This is a genomic window from Streptomyces drozdowiczii (genome assembly GCF_026167665.1).
GTDB lineage: Bacteria > Actinomycetota > Actinomycetes > Streptomycetales > Streptomycetaceae > Streptomyces > Streptomyces drozdowiczii_A.
In genome coordinates, this window is sequence record NZ_CP098740.1 from 5,708,097 (window position 1) to 5,723,907 (window position 15,811).

Consider the following 15,811-nt stretch of genomic DNA (forward strand, 5'->3'; position numbering starts at 1 on the left):
GATCGGATGAACGCAGGGTTCCGCCAATCCGACCAATGACCGGCAACGAATCACTTTCCAAAGAGGCATCCGCCGCCCCCTCCGTCCTCGGGGAAGGGCGTCGGGGCCAATCCGGAAGGAGCGCGATGAGCGACAGGCGGCGACGCACGGCCGTCGTGGGCAGCGGGGTGGCCGGGCTGACAGCCGCCCACATCCTGCGCAGAGCCCACGACGTGACGCTGTTCGAGGCGGACGACCGGGTGGGCGGCCACGCGCACACCCACGACCTGCCCGGGGCCGACGGCCGCGTCCACCGGGTCGACTCCGGCTTCATCGTGCACAACCGGCGCACCTACCCCCACCTGCTGCGGCTCTTCGCGGAACTCGGCGTGCCCACGCAGGAGTCGGAGATGAGCATGTCCGTCCGGTGCGAGGGATGCGGCCTGGAGTACGCGGGGGCCCGCGGCCCGGCCGGTCTCCTCGCCCGCCCGGCGTCCCTCCGCGACCCCGCCTACCCGCGGATGCTCGCCGCCGTGCCCCGCTTCCACCGGCTGGCCCGGCGGCTGCTGCGGGACGGCGGACCGGACGCGGACACGCTGACGCTGGGGGAGTTCGCGGCGCGCGGGCGCTTCTCGCCGTACTTCACCGCGCACTTCCTGACGCCCGTGGTGGCGGCGGTCTGGTCCTGCGACCCGGTGACCGCGATGCGCTACCCGGCCCGCTACCTCTTCCGCTTCCTCGACCACCACGGCATGCTCGCGATCGGCGGCTCCCCGGTCTGGCGCACCGTCACCGGAGGCTCCCGCGCCTACGTGGAGCGGGTGGCCAAACAGCTCTCCGCCGTCCGCACCGCCACCCCGGTCCGCAGCGTCCGCCGGCACGCCGACGGCGTCGAGATCACCACGGACGACGGCACCGCCGAACCCTTCGACCACGTCGTCGTCGCCACCCACCCCGACCAGGCCCTCCGCCTCCTCGCCGACCCGACCGAGGACGAGACCCGCACCCTGGGCGCCTTCCGCTACTCCCGCAACGCGACCCTGCTGCACACCGACACCCGGCTGCTGCCCACGGCGCCCGGAGCCCGCGCCTCCTGGAACTACCTGATGCCGGACTGCGCCGCCGACGCCTCCCACGTCACCGTCAGCTACGACATGAACCGGCTCCAGCGCCTCGACGCCCCGGAGACCTTCGTCGTCACGCTGAACGGCGCCGATCGCGTCGCCCCCGGACTCGTCCGGGCCCGCATGCTCTACGAACACCCCGTCTACACCCCGGAGTCCGTGGCCGCCCAGGCCCGCCTCCCCGCCCTGTCCGGGCCGGTCACCGCCTACGCGGGCGCCTACCACGGCTGGGGGTTCCACGAGGACGGCTGCCGCTCGGGCGCCGAGGCCGCGGCGGCCCTGGGGTGGACTGGTGAACGCCCTCTACCCGTGCACGATCACCCACATACGGACCGCGCCCAGCCGGTACGGCTTCCACCACCGCACCTACCTGTGGCTGACGGACCCCGACGGGCCCCCGCCGCTGCCGCCCGCCCTGCGCTTCCTCGCCCGCTTCGACGCCCGCGACCACTTCGGCGGCACCGCCCCGACCATCCGGGCCGGACTCGTCCGCTTCCTGGCCGCGCGCGGCATCGACCTCGCGGACGGCACCGTCCTCATGCTGAGCCAGGCCCGGGTCCTCGGCTACGTCTTCAACCCGCTGACCGTCTACTGGTGCCGGCGCGCCGACGGCACCCCGCTGTGCACGGTCGCGGAGGTCCACAACACGTACGGCGAACGCCACTGCTATCTGCTGCGCCCCGACGACCGGGGGCGGGCGGTCACCAGCAAGGAGTTCTACGTATCGCCGTTCTTCGGCACCGACGGCGGGTACTGGATGCGGCTGCCGGAACCCGGCCCCGAACTGCGCCTGACGGTCCACCTGGAGCGCGCGGGAACCCGCCCGTTCACCGCGACCGTCCGGGGTGAACGGCGCCCCGCGACCGCCCGCGTCCTGCTCGCCCTCGCCCTGCGGCACCCCTGGTCCACGGCCGTCGTCTCCGCCGCCATCCGGCTGCACGGCATACGCCTCTACCTGCGCGGGCTGCCCGTCCGGCCCCGCCCCCACCACCGCACCCAGGAAGGCATGCGATGACCGCCTCCACGTTCCGCACCCCGGCCGTGCCCGCCCCCGCCACGGGCCCCGGCATCGACCCGGCACGCTGGCCGGACGTCGTGACCCCGCCCCGCGCCTCCCGGCTGCGGACGGCCGTCGCCGAGCGGATCGTCCGGCGCGCCCTGGCCCGGCTGCCGCTGCGCGTCCGGCTCGGCGGGCGCGAGGACATCGGGCTCGGCGGGCCGCTGATGGACGTCCGCGACCCCGACGCCTTCTTCCGCAGGATCGGCGCGGCCGGGCTCATCGGCTTCGGCGAGTCGTACATGGCGGGGGAATGGGACGCGCCCGACCCCGTCGGCGTTCTGACGGTCCTGGCGGGAGAGGTCGCCACCCTGGTCCCGCGGCCCCTGCAACGGCTGCGCGGACTGTGGGCGCGCCGCCACCCGGAGGCCCAGACCGGAACCCGCGAAGGGGCCCGGACCAACATCAGCCACCACTACGACCTGTCCAACGACCTGTTCGCGCTCTTCCTGGACGAGACGCTCAGCTACTCCTCCGCGCTCTTCCGCGGCTTCCCCGCCGAACCGGCCCTCCTTCCCGCCGCCCAGCACCGCAAGATCGACCGGCTGCTCGACCTCGCCGCCGTCGGCCCCGGCACCCGGCTCCTGGAGATCGGCACCGGCTGGGGCGAACTCGCGATCCGCGCCGCCGCGCGCGGCGCCCACGTCGTCTCCGTCACCCTCTCCCGGGAACAGCGCGACCTGGCGCTCCGGCGGATCGCGGCGGCGGGCCACGCGGACCGGGTCGACGTCCGGCTGTGCGACTACCGGGACATCGGGGGGAGCTACGACGCGATCGTCAGCGTCGAGATGATCGAGGCGGTCGGCGCGGAGTTCTGGCCCGTCTACTTCCGCACCCTGGACCGGCTGCTCGGCCCCGGCGGCCGGATCGCGCTCCAGGCCATCACCATGCCCGACGACCGCATGCGGGCCGGCCGGTCCACCTTCACCTGGATCCAGAAGTACATCTTCCCGGGCGGCCAGCTGCCGTCCACCGAGGCCATCGACCGGGTGACGAGCGCCCACACCGGGCTGCGCGTGGAGCGTTCCGACGGCTTCGGCACGCACTACGCCGAAACGCTCAGGCTGTGGCGCGAACGCTTCACCGGAGAGGCGGAAGCCGTCGACGCCCTCGGCTTCGACGACACCTTCCGCCGCATGTGGACCCTCTACCTCGCCTACTCCGAAGCGGGCTTCCGCTCCGGCTACCTCGATGTGCGGCAGCTGCTGCTGACCCGTCAGGAACAGGAAACGGCATGACACTCACGGACAAGCGCCCCGCCCACGGGGCCGCCCAGCGCATCGAACCCCTGGCCGAGCAGCTGCTCGGCGGCCGGCTCCCGGTCCGGGTGCGCATGTGGGACGGCAGCGAGACCGGCGCCGCCGACGGCCCCTGATCCACGTCCGGGGCCGCCGCGCCCTGCGCCGCCTGCTGTGGGAACCGGGCGAACTCGGCCTCGCGGAGGCGTACATCACCGGGGACATCGACATCGAGGGCGACCTCGCCGAGGGCCTGCGGGCGGTGCGCCGCGCGGTGCGCGAGCGCGGGCTCGCCGCACCCCGGCCCCGTCTCGCCGACCGGCTCCGGGCGGCCGGCACCGCCCTGCGCCTGGGCGCCGCCGGGCCCCGGCCGCCCGTGCCCGCCGCCCGCGCCACCGGACTCGACGGCGCCCTGCACAGCAAGGCCCGCGACCGGGCCGCGATCAGCCACCACTACGACCTCTCCAACGCCTTCTACGCCCTCCTCTTGGACGACACGATGGCGTACTCCTGCGGCTACTGGACCAGCGACGACCCGGCGTACGGCCCCGCCGACGCGCAGCGCGACAAGCTGGAGCTGATCTGCGGGAAGCTGGGGCTGCGCCCCGGCGCGCGGCTGCTGGACATCGGCTGCGGCTGGGGCTCGCTGACGTTGTACGCGGCCCAGCGGCACGGCGTCCGGGTCACCGCGGTCACTCTCGCCGCCGAGCAGGCCGCGCATGTGCGCCGCCAGGTGACCGAACGCGGCCTGGACGACCTGGTCGAGGTGCGCTGCCGCGACTACCGGGACATCGCGGACGCCCCGGACCACGAGGGCGGCTACGACGCGGTTTCGACCATCGAGATGGGCGAGCACGTCGGGGACGCCCAGTACCCGGCCTTCGCGGCGACCCTGCACGGCATGGTCCGGCCGCGCGGCCGGGTGCTCGTCCAGCAGATGTCGCGCGGGCGGAACGCGCCGGGCGGCGGCGCGTTCATCGAGGCGTACATCGCGCCCGACATGCACATGCGGCCGCTCGGCGAGACCGTCGCGCTGCTCGAGGGCGCCGGTCTTGAGGTGCGCGACGTCCACGGGCTGCGGGAGCACTACGTCCGGACCGTCGACGCCTGGCGCCGGACCCTGGAGGAGAACGAGGCGCGGTTCACGGACCTGGTGGGGGAGGAGACCGTACGGGTGTGGCGGCTGTACCTGGCGGGCGGGGCACTCGCCTTCGCGGAGCGGCGGATGGGCGTGGACCAGATCCTCGCCGTACGGCCCGGCGGTGACGGGGAGTCCGGGATGCCGGCCACCCGCGAGGCGCTGCGCACGGCCGGGGACGCGTCATGAGCGGCTTCGCCTGGGAGGCGTTCGCGCGGGGCCTTGCGCCCTGCGCGGGCGCCGCGCTGGTCGTCCTGCTCGTCGCGTTCGCGGCCGGGGTGCGCCGGGGCATGCACCGGGGCGTGGACGTCGCCTGGGGGCTGGGCTTCGCCGCCGTCGCCCTCGTCTCGTACGGCCTGTCGGCGGGGGAGGGGGACGCCACCCGCAGGCTCCTCGTCACGGTGCTCACCGCGGTCTGGGGGGTGCGCCTGGCGTGGCACATCGCCCGGCGCGGACGCGGCCACGGCGAGGACCCGCGCTACGAGAAGATGCTCGCCAAGGCGCCGGGCAACCCGGACCTGTACGCCCTGCGGAAGGTGTACCTCCTCCAGGGCGCCCTGGTCTGGCTGATCTCGCTGCCCGTGCAGGCGGCCGGATACCTCACCGGGCCGGTGAACGCCCTCGCCTGGGCCGGGACCGCGCTCTGGGCGGTCGGCATGTTCTTCGAGGCGGTGGGCGACCACCAGCTGGCCCGGTTCAAGGCCGACCCGGACAACCGGGGCAGGATCATGGACCGGGGGCTGTGGTCCTGGACCCGGCACCCGAACTACTTCGGGGACTTCTGCGTCTGGTGGGGCCTGTTCCTGATCGTCTGCCAGGCCCCGGCCGCCGCCGCTGCCACGCTGGTGGCGCCCGCCCTGATGACGTATCTGCTCATCGGCGGCAGCGGCAAGGCCCTCCTGGAACGGCACATGGCCGACCGCCCGGGCTTCGCCGCGTACGCCGCGCGCACCAGCGGCTTCTTCCCGCGCCCGCCGCGCCGGGGCTGAACCGTGTGCCCGGGGGACCACTCCCGGGCACACGCCTCACGCCGGCAGCTCCATCAGCGCCACCGGGTCCGAGGTCGGCCGCGCCGAACCGCCCGCCGGCTCGACGGTGATGCCCATGCCCGTCGCCCCGTCGACCGGGCCGTCCAGCAGGGTGGTGTACGTGGTCGAGGACGGGCCGGAAGCCCGCATCAGGCCCGCCGAACGCATCGTGCCGCCGTCGTCGAACCACAGCTGGTACACCTTGCCGCTCGGGGCGCCGGCCAGCCCGGTGGCCAGGAACACCGCGCGGTCCTCGCTCCGGGAGACCACCACCGTGGCCTTCGCCCCGTCCTCCAGCGTGCCGGACGAGGTCTTCGCGTCGGGGGCGGCCAGCACCCGGGCCACCTGATCGGCCTGGCGGCGGGTGGCGTCCGCCTGCCGCTGGGCGTCTTCCGCCTCCTGGTGCTGCCACACGGCGATCCCGCCGAGTCCCACCGCCCCGGCCAGGCAGGCGGCGAGCGCGAACCGGGACCATCTCGCAGCCCCCGACCGCCGGTCCGACGTACGCCCGCGGCGGGAGACGGCCGGCGGCTCCTGGCGTACGGTCGTGATCTCCCGCAGCACCCGCTCCCGCAGCTCCCGGGGGCCGGGGCGGCGACGGCGAGGCCGAGCCGCGTCGCGGTCTCGGAGAGTTCGCGCACCTCGATGGAGCAGGCCTCGCAGTCGCCGAGGTGCCGTTCGAAGTCGCGGCGCTCGGTGTCCGGCAGCGCGTGCAGGGCGTAGGCGCCCGTCAGTGTGTGCAGTCCGGCGTCGGTCATGAGGTCACCCCCAGGCAGTCGCGCATCCGGATCAGCCCGTCGCGCAGTCGAGTCTTGATCGTGCCGAGCGGCACCGCCAGCAGTTCGGCCACCTCGCGATAGGTGAGCCCCCGGTAGTACGCCAGGGTGACGGACTCCCGCTGGAGCTCGGACAGCGTCCGCATGCAGCGGCGCACCTGCTCGCGTTCGAGCCGGGTCTCGACCTGTTCGGTGACCTCGTCGAAGGCGGGGGTGCGTTCGAGGAGGGCGGCCTTGTGCTCGCGGGCGGCCGACGCCTGCGCCGAGCGGACCCGGTCGACGGCGCGGCGGTGGGCGAGGGTCAGCACCCAGTTCATGGCGCTGCCCCGGGCTGCCTGGAAGCGGGACGCGGTGCGCCAGACCTCCACCAGGACCTCCTGGGCGACCTCCTCCGACTGGGCGGGGTCGCGCAGCACGCTGCGGACGAGCCCGAGCACCGGGCCGCTCACCGCGTCGTAGACCTGGGCGAAGGCGTCCTGGTCGCCCCGGGCGACCCGTCCCATCAGCTCCTGGAGATCCGGCCCCGCCGAGGCCGTTCCGCTGATGTACACGGCTTCTTTCACGCGGGGTTCCCTTCGGTGGTCATCGCTCTCCGGGGGTGATTCGGAGCCGGTGACCGGGCGGATTGGCCGGAAGTCGGAGATCCTTCCACGCCTTCCCGGAGGACCGGCCGGAAAACGCGATACATCGTGGTTGACGCGTCCTCGGAAATCGAGCTATGTTCGGCCACGAGTATTCGGGGACGAGGGAACATACGGAGGGGCGGCGGTGGCCAAGCGGCGCAAGCTCAGCAACCCGCTGGCGCTCACGGTGATGGTGCTGCTCGCCGAGCGGTCCATGCATCCGTACGAGATCGCCCAGACCCTCCGCAGGCGCGGCAAGCAGCACAGCGTGAAGATCAACTTCGGCTCGCTGTACACCGTCGTCCAGAACCTGGAGAAGCACGGCTACGTCGAGGTGGCGGGCGTGCAGCGGCAGGGCAACCGCCCGGAGCGCACGCTGTACGGGCTCACCGAGGCCGGGCGCGCCGAGATGCTGCACTGGCTGTCCGACCTGATCGCGGTGCCGGCCGAGGAGTACCCGGTCTTCGACACCGCGCTGGCCCTGCTCCCCGCGCTGCCCCCGGAGGAGGTGGACGAGCTCCTCGCGGACCGCGAGCAGGCGCAGATCGTGCGGGCCGCGGCGCTGCGCGGGGTGCTCGCCCAGCTCGGGGACTCGGTGCCCCGCGTCTTCGTCGTGGAGACGGAGTACCAGCTCCACATGCTGGAGGCGCAGCTGGAGTGGATCCGTACCTTCCGCAAGGAGATCGGCGAGGCCGCCATCAGCGGCATCGAGGAGTGGAGGTCGTTCCACGAGACCGGCGAGGTCCCGCAGGACTGGCAGGACCTCGAAGACCGGGAGTAGGCAGAAAAAAGACCCCGGCGGGGGCCGTTGCAGCGGTCCGCGCCGGGGTCTCGAACCCCAAAGCCGGACCACCGTGGAGGCGGCCCGGGCGATCGAGGTGCGGCACACCCAGGATAGCCCGGCACTCCTCGCACGGACCGGCCCCCGGGCGCCCGGAGAACCGGGCGCCCGGCCGACCACAGGAGAGCTCCGTCATGAGCACCCGTGCGCCCGCTGTCGAGGCGCGACAACTCGTCAAGACCTATCCGGGAGGGGTCACCGCACTGCGCGGCATGGACCTCACCGTCACCGCCGGCACCGTCTTCGGGCTCCTCGGGCCCAACGGCGCCGGGAAGTCCACCACCGTCAAGATCCTCACCACCCTCGCCCGCCCCGACTCCGGGACCGCCTCCGTCGCCGGGCACGACGTCCTCGCCCACCCGGACCGGGTGCGCCGCGCGATCGGCGTCGTCGCCCAGAAGTCCGGCGCCGACCCGGTCGCCACCGGCCGCGAGAACCTGCTCCTCCAGGGCCGGCTGTACGGGATGCGGGGCGCCGCCGTGCAGCGCCGCGCCGATGAGCTGCTGGAACGGTTCACCCTCGCCGACGCCGGAAAGCGGCTGGTCAAGGGGTACTCCGGCGGCATGCTGCGCCGCCTGGACGTGGCGCTCGGGCTGATGCACCGCCCGGAGGTGCTGTTCCTGGACGAGCCGACGACCGGGCTCGACCCGGAGGCTCGTACGGCGATGTGGGACGAGATATCCCGGCTGGCCGGCGACGAGGGCCTGACCATCGTCCTCACCACGCACTACCTGGAGGAGGCGGACCGCCTCGCGGAACGCATCGCGATCGTCGACCGCGGCCGGATCGTGGTCGAGGGCACGCCCGACGAGCTCAAGGGCGAACTGCGCGGCGACGCCGTCCATGTGGAGCTGCGCGCGGAGGCCGGTCCGGAGGCCGTCACCGCGCTCGCCGGGCTGCCCGGGGTGCACGAGGCGGTGGCCGAGGGGCGCCGGGTCAGCGTCCGGGCCGAGGACGGCGCCGCCGCCGTACCGGTGCTGCTGGCCGCCCTCGAACGGGCGGGGGCCACTGTCGCGGCGGCCACCGTCGCCCGCCCCTCGCTGGACGACGTCTATCTCCGGTACGCCGGCCGCCGCTTCCAGGACGCGGAGTCCGAGGGCGCGGCGACCGCCCCCGAGCCTGCCCTCGCGGGAGGTGCCCGATGAGCGGTCAGGTCCTCGCGCACACCTGGTACATGACGCAACGCCAGCTGATGGCGATCCTGAGGCAGCCCGTCTTCCTGGCGATGGCCCTGATCCAGCCCGTGATCTGGCTCTTCCTCTTCGGCAACCTGTTCCGGAAGGTGGTCGAGCTCGGCGGCTTCGGGACCACCTCCTACCTGGACTACCTCGTTCCCGGCATCGTCGTGATGAGCGCCCTCGGGTCGAGCATGTGGGCCGGTATGGGCACCCTGGAGGAGATCGAGCGCGGCACGCTCAACCGCTTCCTGACCACGCCGGTCAGCCGGAACGCCCTGATGAACGCCAACGTCGTGCAGAACGGCATCGCCAACACGGCCCAGTCCGTGGCCATCCTGCTGCTCGGCTGGGCGGCCGGGGCCGGCTATCCGGGCGGGGCGGCCGGTCTGCTGATCCTGGTCGCCGCCTCGGTGCTGCTCGGCACCGTCTTCGGGGCGCTCTCGAACGCCGTGGGCATGATCGTGCGGGAGCGGGAGTCGATCATCGGCATCAACACCTTCCTGCTGATGCCGCTCACCTTCCTGTCCACGTCCTTCATGGCGCCGAGTCAGATGCCCGGCTGGATGCGGGACATCGCCGCCTTCAACCCGGTCAACTGGGCCATGGTGGCCGGACGTTCCGCGCTCGGCGCCGATCCCGACTGGCAGCTGGTCGGCACCCGTTGCGGCGGCCTGCTGCTGCTCGCCGCGGCCGCCGTCGCGCTGTCGACCCGTACGTTCCGCTCGTACCAGAAGTCCGTCTGAGGCACGGGCCCGCGATACGGCTGTGCCCCGGTCCGTCGGACCGGGGCACAGCCGCGCGTACGGGAGGTCAGGCCGCGCTCTCCTGCTCGCGCTCCACCTGCTCGTTCCACTGGCGCTTGACGGAGCGCCACGCCTCGTCGTCGTGGCCGAGCCGCCAGTAGCCCGAGATCGACAGCTGGGAGGCCGGGATCTCGCGCTCCAGGCGCAGATGGCGGCGGATCTCCTTGACGAAGCCCGCCTCGCCGTGCACGAACGCCTGGACCCGGCCGGGCGGGAACTCCAGCCCCGTGACGGCTTCGGTGAGCGCCTCGCCGACCGGGCGGCCCGCCCGGTGCAGCCAGGTGACCGCGACGCCGTCCGGCGTGGCGATCTTCTGCTCTTCCGCCGCGTCCGCCACCTCGACGTACGCGTGCACCACCGCACCCGCCGGCATCTGCTCCAACGCGGCGGCGACGGCCGGCAGCGCGCTCTCGTCGCCCGCCAGCAGGTGCCAGTCCGCCGAGGCGTCGGGGGCGTAACCCCCGCCGGGGCCCAGGAACGTCACCTGGTCGCCCGGCCGCGCGCCCGCCGCCCAGGGCCCGGCCAGACCCTCGTCGCCGTGCACAACGAAGTCGATCACCAGCTCGCGGGCGGCCGGGTCCCAGGAACGCACCGTGTAGGTACGGGTGGTGGGCCACAGCTCGCGGGGGTACTCCTCGCGGATGCGGACCATGTCGAAGGGGTGGCTGTAGTCCGCGCCCTCGGGGGCGAAGCACAGCTTGACGTAATGGTCGGTGAAGCCGTCGAGCGCGAACTCGGCGAGACCGTCGCCGCCGAGCACCACCCGGACCATGTGCGGGGTGATCCGCTCGGTGCGCAGGACCTGCGCCCCCTGAGCCTTCGGTGCCCGCCGCTCCGGTCGTTCTGCCACGAGGTCTGCTCCCTGCTGCCGGAATTGGAAAACCGCCGACCGATGCCCCGCTGCCGACATCGGCCTTAGGGTTACCTAACTTAACACCTCAGGATCGCAGAGCGGAGTGGAGGCGCTGAAGTGCCCCGCCCAGGCCCCACCGGGTCGCGAGCGCGTCCAGGGCGGCCGGATCGCGCGGCGCGGCGGGCAGCGCCGGGTCGAAGTCCGGCAGCGGTACGTCGCCGGCGACCCGCACCACCTTCGGCGCGACGGCCACATAGGCGCGGGCCTCGTCGAGCCGCTTGCGCTGCGAGGGCGTCAGCTTCGCCGCCGGATCGTCCACCGCCGCCATGATCCCGGCCAGGTCGCCGAAGGCGTCCAGCAGCTTCGCCGCCGTCTTCTCGCCGATCCCGGGCACGCCCGGCAGCCCGTCGCTCGGGTCGCCGCGCAGCAGCGCCAGGTCCACGTACCCGGGGCCGTCCACCCCGTACTTCTCGCGCAGCCACGCCTCGTCCGTCACCTGGAGCGTGCCGACCCCCTTCAGCGGGTAGAGCACCCGCACCCCGCGGGCGTCGTCCACCAGCTGGTACAGGTCCCGGTCGCCGGTGACGATGTCGACCGGGCCCGTCGCGCGCCCGGTCAGCGTGCCGATCACGTCGTCCGCCTCGTACCCCTCGGCGCCGACCCGGGCGATGCCCAGCGCGTCCAGCACGTCCGCGATGACCGGGACCTGCGGGGCCAGCGTGTCCGGCGTCTCCTCCTCGTCGGGCTCGCCCGCCCCGGTCTCTACGGCCACCCGGTGCGCCTTGTACGTCGGGATGAGGTCGACCCGCCACTGCGGCCGCCAGTCCGCGTCCCAGCAGGCGACGAGGTCGTCCGGCCGGTGGTCCTGCACCAGGCGGCCGATGAAGTCCAGCAGCCCGCGTACGGCGTTGACCGGGGTGCCGTCCGGCGCGCGCACCGAGTCGGGCACGCCGAAGTAGGCGCGGAAGTAGAGGGAGGCGGTGTCGAGGAGCATCAGGCGTCGCGTCACACGCCGATGATGCCGCACGGCACCGACAGCGACTGCCGCGGACGCGGTTCCCGGAAAACCGGGTCGCCCCATGTGATCCAGGTCACTCTTGTGTTTGCTCCGGGTAAGTGCGGGCAGGCGCGCCATCGGAGCGGCCCACGTCGCATTTTCAACTAGTGCATGTGCCATGCGGACGGAATCCGCGCCGCTCCACGGTCTGCCGGCGGGGGTGGCAGACCGTTCTCGGTTCAACGCGTGAGGTGTATGTGTCCAGGCTGCAAGCCGAGCACTTGTACAAAGTGTTCGGCAGACGACCCGATCAAGCCGTGCAGAAGCTGCGGAGCGGCACCGGCCGCGACGCGCTGCGCGCCGACGGAACCACCGCAGCGGTGATCGACGCATCGTTCACCGTCGAACCGGGCCAGATCTTCGTCGTGATGGGTCTGTCCGGCTCGGGCAAGTCCACGCTGCTGCGGATGCTCAACGGTCTGCTGGAGCCCACCTCCGGCCAGGTGCTCTTCGACGGCCAGGACCTGACCGCCCTGAGCCCCGCCGAGCTCCGCCGCGTCCGCTCCACCAAGATCAGCATGGTGTTCCAGCACTTCGCGCTGTTCCCGCACCGGAGCGTCCTGGAGAACGCCGCGTACGGCCTGGAGGTGCAGGGCGTCCCGCGCGCCGAGCGCAACCGCCGCGCCACCGAGGCCCTGGAGCTGACCGGCCTGGCCGGCTGGGAGAAGTCCTGGCCCGACGAGCTGTCCGGCGGCATGCAGCAGCGCGTGGGCCTGGCCCGCGCGCTCGCCACCGACGCCGACCTGCTCCTGATGGACGAGTCCTTCAGCGCGCTCGACCCGCTGATCCGCCGCGACATGCAGGACCAGCTCCTGGAGCTCCAGAAGCGGCTGAAGAAGACCATCGTCTTCATCACCCACGACCTCAACGAGGCCATGCGCCTCGGTGACCGCATCGCCGTGATGCGCGACGGCGAGATAGTCCAGCTCGGCACCGCCGAGGACATACTCGTCACCCCGGCCAACGACTACGTCGCCTCCTTCACCCAGGACGTGGACCGCGCCCGGGTGCTGACCGCCGGCGCGATCATGGCCGAGACGGACACCGTCATCGGCACGCTCTGCGACCGGGGCAAGGAGATCCGGAACACCGACGACGTGCTGGCGGCCACCCCGGCCACCGTCACCGAGTCCACGCCGATCATCGAGCTGTTCACACCGTGCTCGCAGAGCCGGGTCGCGGTCGCCGTGACCGACGACAAGGGCAAGGTCCTCGGTGTCGTGCCCCGCGAGCGGCTGCTCGCCGTGCTCGGTGAGCCGATGACCCCCGCCCAGGCTCCCCAGGACGCCGCGACGACGCTGAAGAAGGTGGCCGGTGTTTAGGCTCCATCTCGGCGACTGGGTCGACTCCGCGGTCGACTGGCTCCAGACCCACCTCTCCTGGCTCTTCGACTTCATCAGCTCCGTGGTGAGCGGCATGTTCGACGGCATCGCCGCCGTGCTCTCCGCTCCCGCGCCCCTGCTCTTCGCGGGCATCGTCGCCGTCATCGCGTGGTGGCTGCGCGGTCTGCTCGCCGGAATCCTCGCGTTCGTCGGCTTCGCCCTCATCGACTCGGTCGAGTTGTGGGACGAGGCGATGGACACGCTCACGCTGGTGCTCGTCGCGACGATCGTGACGCTGGTGCTGGCCGTGCCGCTCGGCATCTGGGCCTCCCGCTCCAAGACGGTGAGCGCGGTGACCCGGCCGGTCCTGGACTTCATGCAGACCATGCCCGCCATGGTCTACCTGATCCCCGGCGTGATCTTCTTCGGCGTCGGTGTCGTTCCCGGCATCATCGCCACCATCATCTTCGCGCTGCCCCCGGGCGTCCGGATGACCGAACTCGGCATCCGCCAGGTCGACGGCGAGCTGGTCGAGGCGGCCGAGGCGTTCGGCACCACCTCCCGCAACACCCTGCTGCGGGTCCAGCTGCCGCTGGCGCTGCCCACGATCATGGCGGGCATCAACCAGGTCATCATGCTGGGCCTGTCCATGGTGGTCATCGCCGGCATGGTCGGCGGCGGCGGCCTCGGCGGCTCCGTCTACCGGGCCATCGGCAACGTCGACGTCGGCCTGGGCTTCGAGGCCGGTGTCTCCATCGTCATCCTGGCCATGTACCTGGACCGGATGACCAGCGCCCTGGGCCGCGAGGTCTCCCCGCTCGCCCGCCGCGCGCTCGCCAAGGCGCAGTCGATGGCCGGCGGCCTGAAGATCTGGCACCACCGCCCGCAGCCCGTCGTCGCCGTCGCGGGCGTCGTCGCCCTGGCGCTCGTCGCCGGCGGCATGGGGATCTTCGGCTCCTCGGACGACGACTCCGCCACCGCCTCGGACACGGCGAAGATCGGTGCCGGCAAGAAGATCAGCATGGGTTACATCCCGTGGGACGAGGGCATCGCCTCCACCTTCCTGTGGAAGGAGCTGCTGGAGCGGCGCGGCTTCGAGGTCGACGTCAAGCAGTACGAGGCCGGTGCGCTGTACACCGGCATGGCGAGCGGCCAGATCGACTTCGAGACCGACTCCTGGCTGCCCGTCACCCACGCCTCGTACTGGAAGAAGTACAAGGACCGCCTGGAGGACATGGGCTCCTGGTACGGCCCCACCTCGCTGGAGCTGGCCGTCCCCAGCTACGTCAAGGACGTGAAGTCCCTGACCGACCTCAAGGGCAAGGCGTCCGACTTCAAGGGCCGGATCGTGGGCATCGAGCCGAGCGCCGGTGAGATGGGCCTGCTCAAGGACAAGATCCTGCCGGGGTACGGCCTGGACAAGGAGTACAAGGTCGTCGACGGCTCCACGCCGTCCATGCTGGCCGAGCTGAAGCGCGCGTACGCCAAGAAGGAACCGATCGTCGTCCCGCTCTGGTCGCCGCACTGGGCGTACAACCAGTTCGAGCTGACCAAGCTCAAGGACCCCAAGAACCTCTGGGGCAAGGGCGACGGCATCCACACGCTGACCCGCAAGGGCTTCGCCGGGGACAACCCCGAGGTCGGCAAGTGGCTCAAGGACTTCAAGATGAGCGAGGACCAGCTCACCAGCCTTGAGGCCCAGATCCAGAAGAGCGGCTCCGGCAAGGAGCAGGAGGCCGTCCGCACCTGGCTGAAGGCCAACCCGGACGTCGCCGACAAGTGGACCCCGGTCAAGAAGTCCGCCCCGGCCAAGGGTGCGAACGGCAAGGACGAGCGCGACCGCCCGGTCGAGATGGCCTGGTTCCCCTGGGAGGAGGACATCGCCGCCACGTACCTGTGGAAGGCCGTCCTGGAGGAGCGCGGCTACAAGATCAACCTCAAGCAGTTCGAGGTCGGTCCGATGTACACCGCGATGTCGCGCGGCCAGATCGACGTGCAGTTCGACGGCTGGCTCCCTTTCACCCAGAAGAACTACTGGGACAAGTACGGCTCCAAGCTGACGGACATCGGCTCCTGGTACGGCCCGACCTCCATCGAGGTCGCGGTGCCCGACTACGTCAAGGACGTGAAGTCCCTGGCCGACCTCAAGGGCAAGGGCTCGAAGTTCAAGGGCCGGATCGTCGGCATCGAGCCCGGCACCGCCACGATGGAGAACCTGAAGAAGAACGTGCTCCCGGCCTACGGCCTGGACGACGAGTACAAGGTGGTCGACTCCTCGACGCCCGGCATGCTCGCCGAGCTGAAGCGGGCGTACGCCAAGAAGGAGCCCATCGCCGTCCTGCTGTGGACCCCGCACTGGGCGTACAGCGAGTACGGGATGACCAAGCTCCAGGACCCGAAGAAGGCGTTCGGCGAGGGCGACCGGCTGCACACCATCGCCTCCAAGGAGTTCCCGAAGAACTACCCGCAGCTGACGAAGTGGTTCAAGGACTTCAAGCTGAGCGAGGACCAGCTCGCCGTCCTGGAGAACCAGATCCAGAAGCTCGGTACAGGGCACGAAGAGGAAGCCGTGAAGGCCTGGATGGAGAAGAACCCGGGCATCGCGGACAAGATGGCTCCCCAGTAGGAGCCGTCACCGGCCCCCACCAGGGCCGCAGCCCGTGAAGGGGTGGGTCGCGCCGACGGCGCGGCCCACCCCTTCCGGCGTTCCGGAATGCTCACTTTCCGGGCCGTCCTGGCCTAACGGTGTGCGCGACGGGCCCACAACCGGAAGGATGGCGTCTCGGGAGGGAGC

11 protein-coding genes and 3 pseudogenes are annotated in these 15,811 nt (G+C 72.1%); 10 read left to right on the forward strand and 4 right to left on the reverse strand.

Annotation, left to right across the window (positions count from 1 at the left end; all coding sequences use genetic code 11):
- Window positions 1-125: 125 nt before the first annotated feature.
- The 5 genes and pseudogenes from NEH16_RS25990 to NEH16_RS26010 all read left to right on the forward strand — a co-directional run.
- Window positions 126-1,388, forward strand: a pseudogene (locus tag NEH16_RS25990) (NAD(P)/FAD-dependent oxidoreductase); the annotation flags it as partial.
- 7 nt (window positions 1,389-1,395) lie between these two features.
- On the forward strand, window positions 1,396-2,118 hold the full coding sequence (locus NEH16_RS25995; protein WP_265545244.1) for a DUF1365 domain-containing protein: 723 nt from the start codon (window positions 1,396-1,398) through the stop codon (window positions 2,116-2,118).
- Window positions 2,115-3,398, forward strand: a complete 1,284-nt coding sequence (locus tag NEH16_RS26000) for a class I SAM-dependent methyltransferase (RefSeq protein WP_265545247.1) — start codon at window positions 2,115-2,117, stop codon at window positions 3,396-3,398. The genes NEH16_RS25995 and NEH16_RS26000 overlap by 4 nt, the downstream gene beginning before the upstream one ends.
- Window positions 3,395-4,725, forward strand: a pseudogene (locus NEH16_RS26005) (class I SAM-dependent methyltransferase). The gene NEH16_RS26000 and the pseudogene NEH16_RS26005 overlap by 4 nt, the downstream one beginning before the upstream one ends.
- Window positions 4,722-5,525, forward strand: a complete 804-nt coding sequence (locus NEH16_RS26010; protein ID WP_265545249.1) for a DUF1295 domain-containing protein — start codon at window positions 4,722-4,724, stop codon at window positions 5,523-5,525. The pseudogene NEH16_RS26005 and the gene NEH16_RS26010 overlap by 4 nt, the downstream one beginning before the upstream one ends.
- Window positions 5,526-5,561: 36 nt before the next feature.
- Here NEH16_RS26010 and NEH16_RS26015 read toward each other — a convergent pair.
- Window positions 5,562-6,322, reverse strand: a pseudogene (locus NEH16_RS26015) (anti-sigma factor).
- Entirely contained in the window at window positions 6,319-6,903 is a 585-nt protein-coding gene (locus NEH16_RS26020) for a sigma-70 family RNA polymerase sigma factor (RefSeq protein WP_073967905.1), read from the reverse strand. The pseudogene NEH16_RS26015 and the gene NEH16_RS26020 overlap by 4 nt, the downstream one beginning before the upstream one ends.
- Before the next feature lie 205 nt (window positions 6,904-7,108).
- Between NEH16_RS26020 and NEH16_RS26025 the strand changes: the two genes are divergently transcribed.
- From NEH16_RS26025 to NEH16_RS26035, 3 genes are all read left to right on the forward strand, one after another.
- On the forward strand, window positions 7,109-7,744 hold the full coding sequence (locus tag NEH16_RS26025) for a PadR family transcriptional regulator (protein ID WP_073967903.1): 636 nt from the start codon (window positions 7,109-7,111) through the stop codon (window positions 7,742-7,744).
- A 194-nt stretch (window positions 7,745-7,938) separates the two neighbouring features.
- Entirely contained in the window at window positions 7,939-8,949 is a 1,011-nt protein-coding gene (locus tag NEH16_RS26030) for an ABC transporter ATP-binding protein (RefSeq protein WP_265545251.1), read from the forward strand.
- Window positions 8,946-9,725: an ABC transporter permease gene (locus NEH16_RS26035; RefSeq protein ID WP_265545252.1), complete on the forward strand. Its 780-nt coding sequence runs from the start codon at window positions 8,946-8,948 to the stop codon at window positions 9,723-9,725. Before NEH16_RS26030 ends, NEH16_RS26035 begins: the two co-directional genes overlap by 4 nt.
- Window positions 9,726-9,792: 67 nt before the next feature.
- Here the strand turns inward: NEH16_RS26035 and NEH16_RS26040 are convergent, their stop codons facing one another.
- The gene (locus NEH16_RS26040; protein ID WP_265545253.1) at window positions 9,793-10,635 is read right to left on the reverse strand and encodes a siderophore-interacting protein; all 843 of its coding nucleotides are present in this window, start codon (window positions 10,633-10,635) and stop codon (window positions 9,793-9,795) included.
- 88 nt (window positions 10,636-10,723) lie between these two features.
- Window positions 10,724-11,632 carry a 5'-3' exonuclease gene (locus NEH16_RS26045; protein WP_265547391.1) on the reverse strand — a complete coding sequence of 303 codons (909 nt, stop codon included), beginning with the start codon at window positions 11,630-11,632 and terminating at the stop codon, window positions 10,724-10,726.
- Between the two features lie 320 nt (window positions 11,633-11,952).
- Between NEH16_RS26045 and NEH16_RS26050 the strand changes: the two genes are divergently transcribed.
- Together NEH16_RS26050 and NEH16_RS26055 are read left to right on the forward strand one after the other, a co-directional pair.
- On the forward strand, window positions 11,953-13,017 hold the full coding sequence (locus NEH16_RS26050) for a quaternary amine ABC transporter ATP-binding protein (protein WP_073967897.1): 1,065 nt from the start codon (window positions 11,953-11,955) through the stop codon (window positions 13,015-13,017).
- Window positions 13,010-15,643, forward strand: coding sequence for an ABC transporter permease/substrate binding protein (locus NEH16_RS26055; protein ID WP_265545255.1), 2,634 nt, complete (start codon window positions 13,010-13,012; stop codon window positions 15,641-15,643). The genes NEH16_RS26050 and NEH16_RS26055 overlap by 8 nt, the downstream gene beginning before the upstream one ends.
- The last annotated feature ends 168 nt before the right edge of the window (window positions 15,644-15,811 follow it).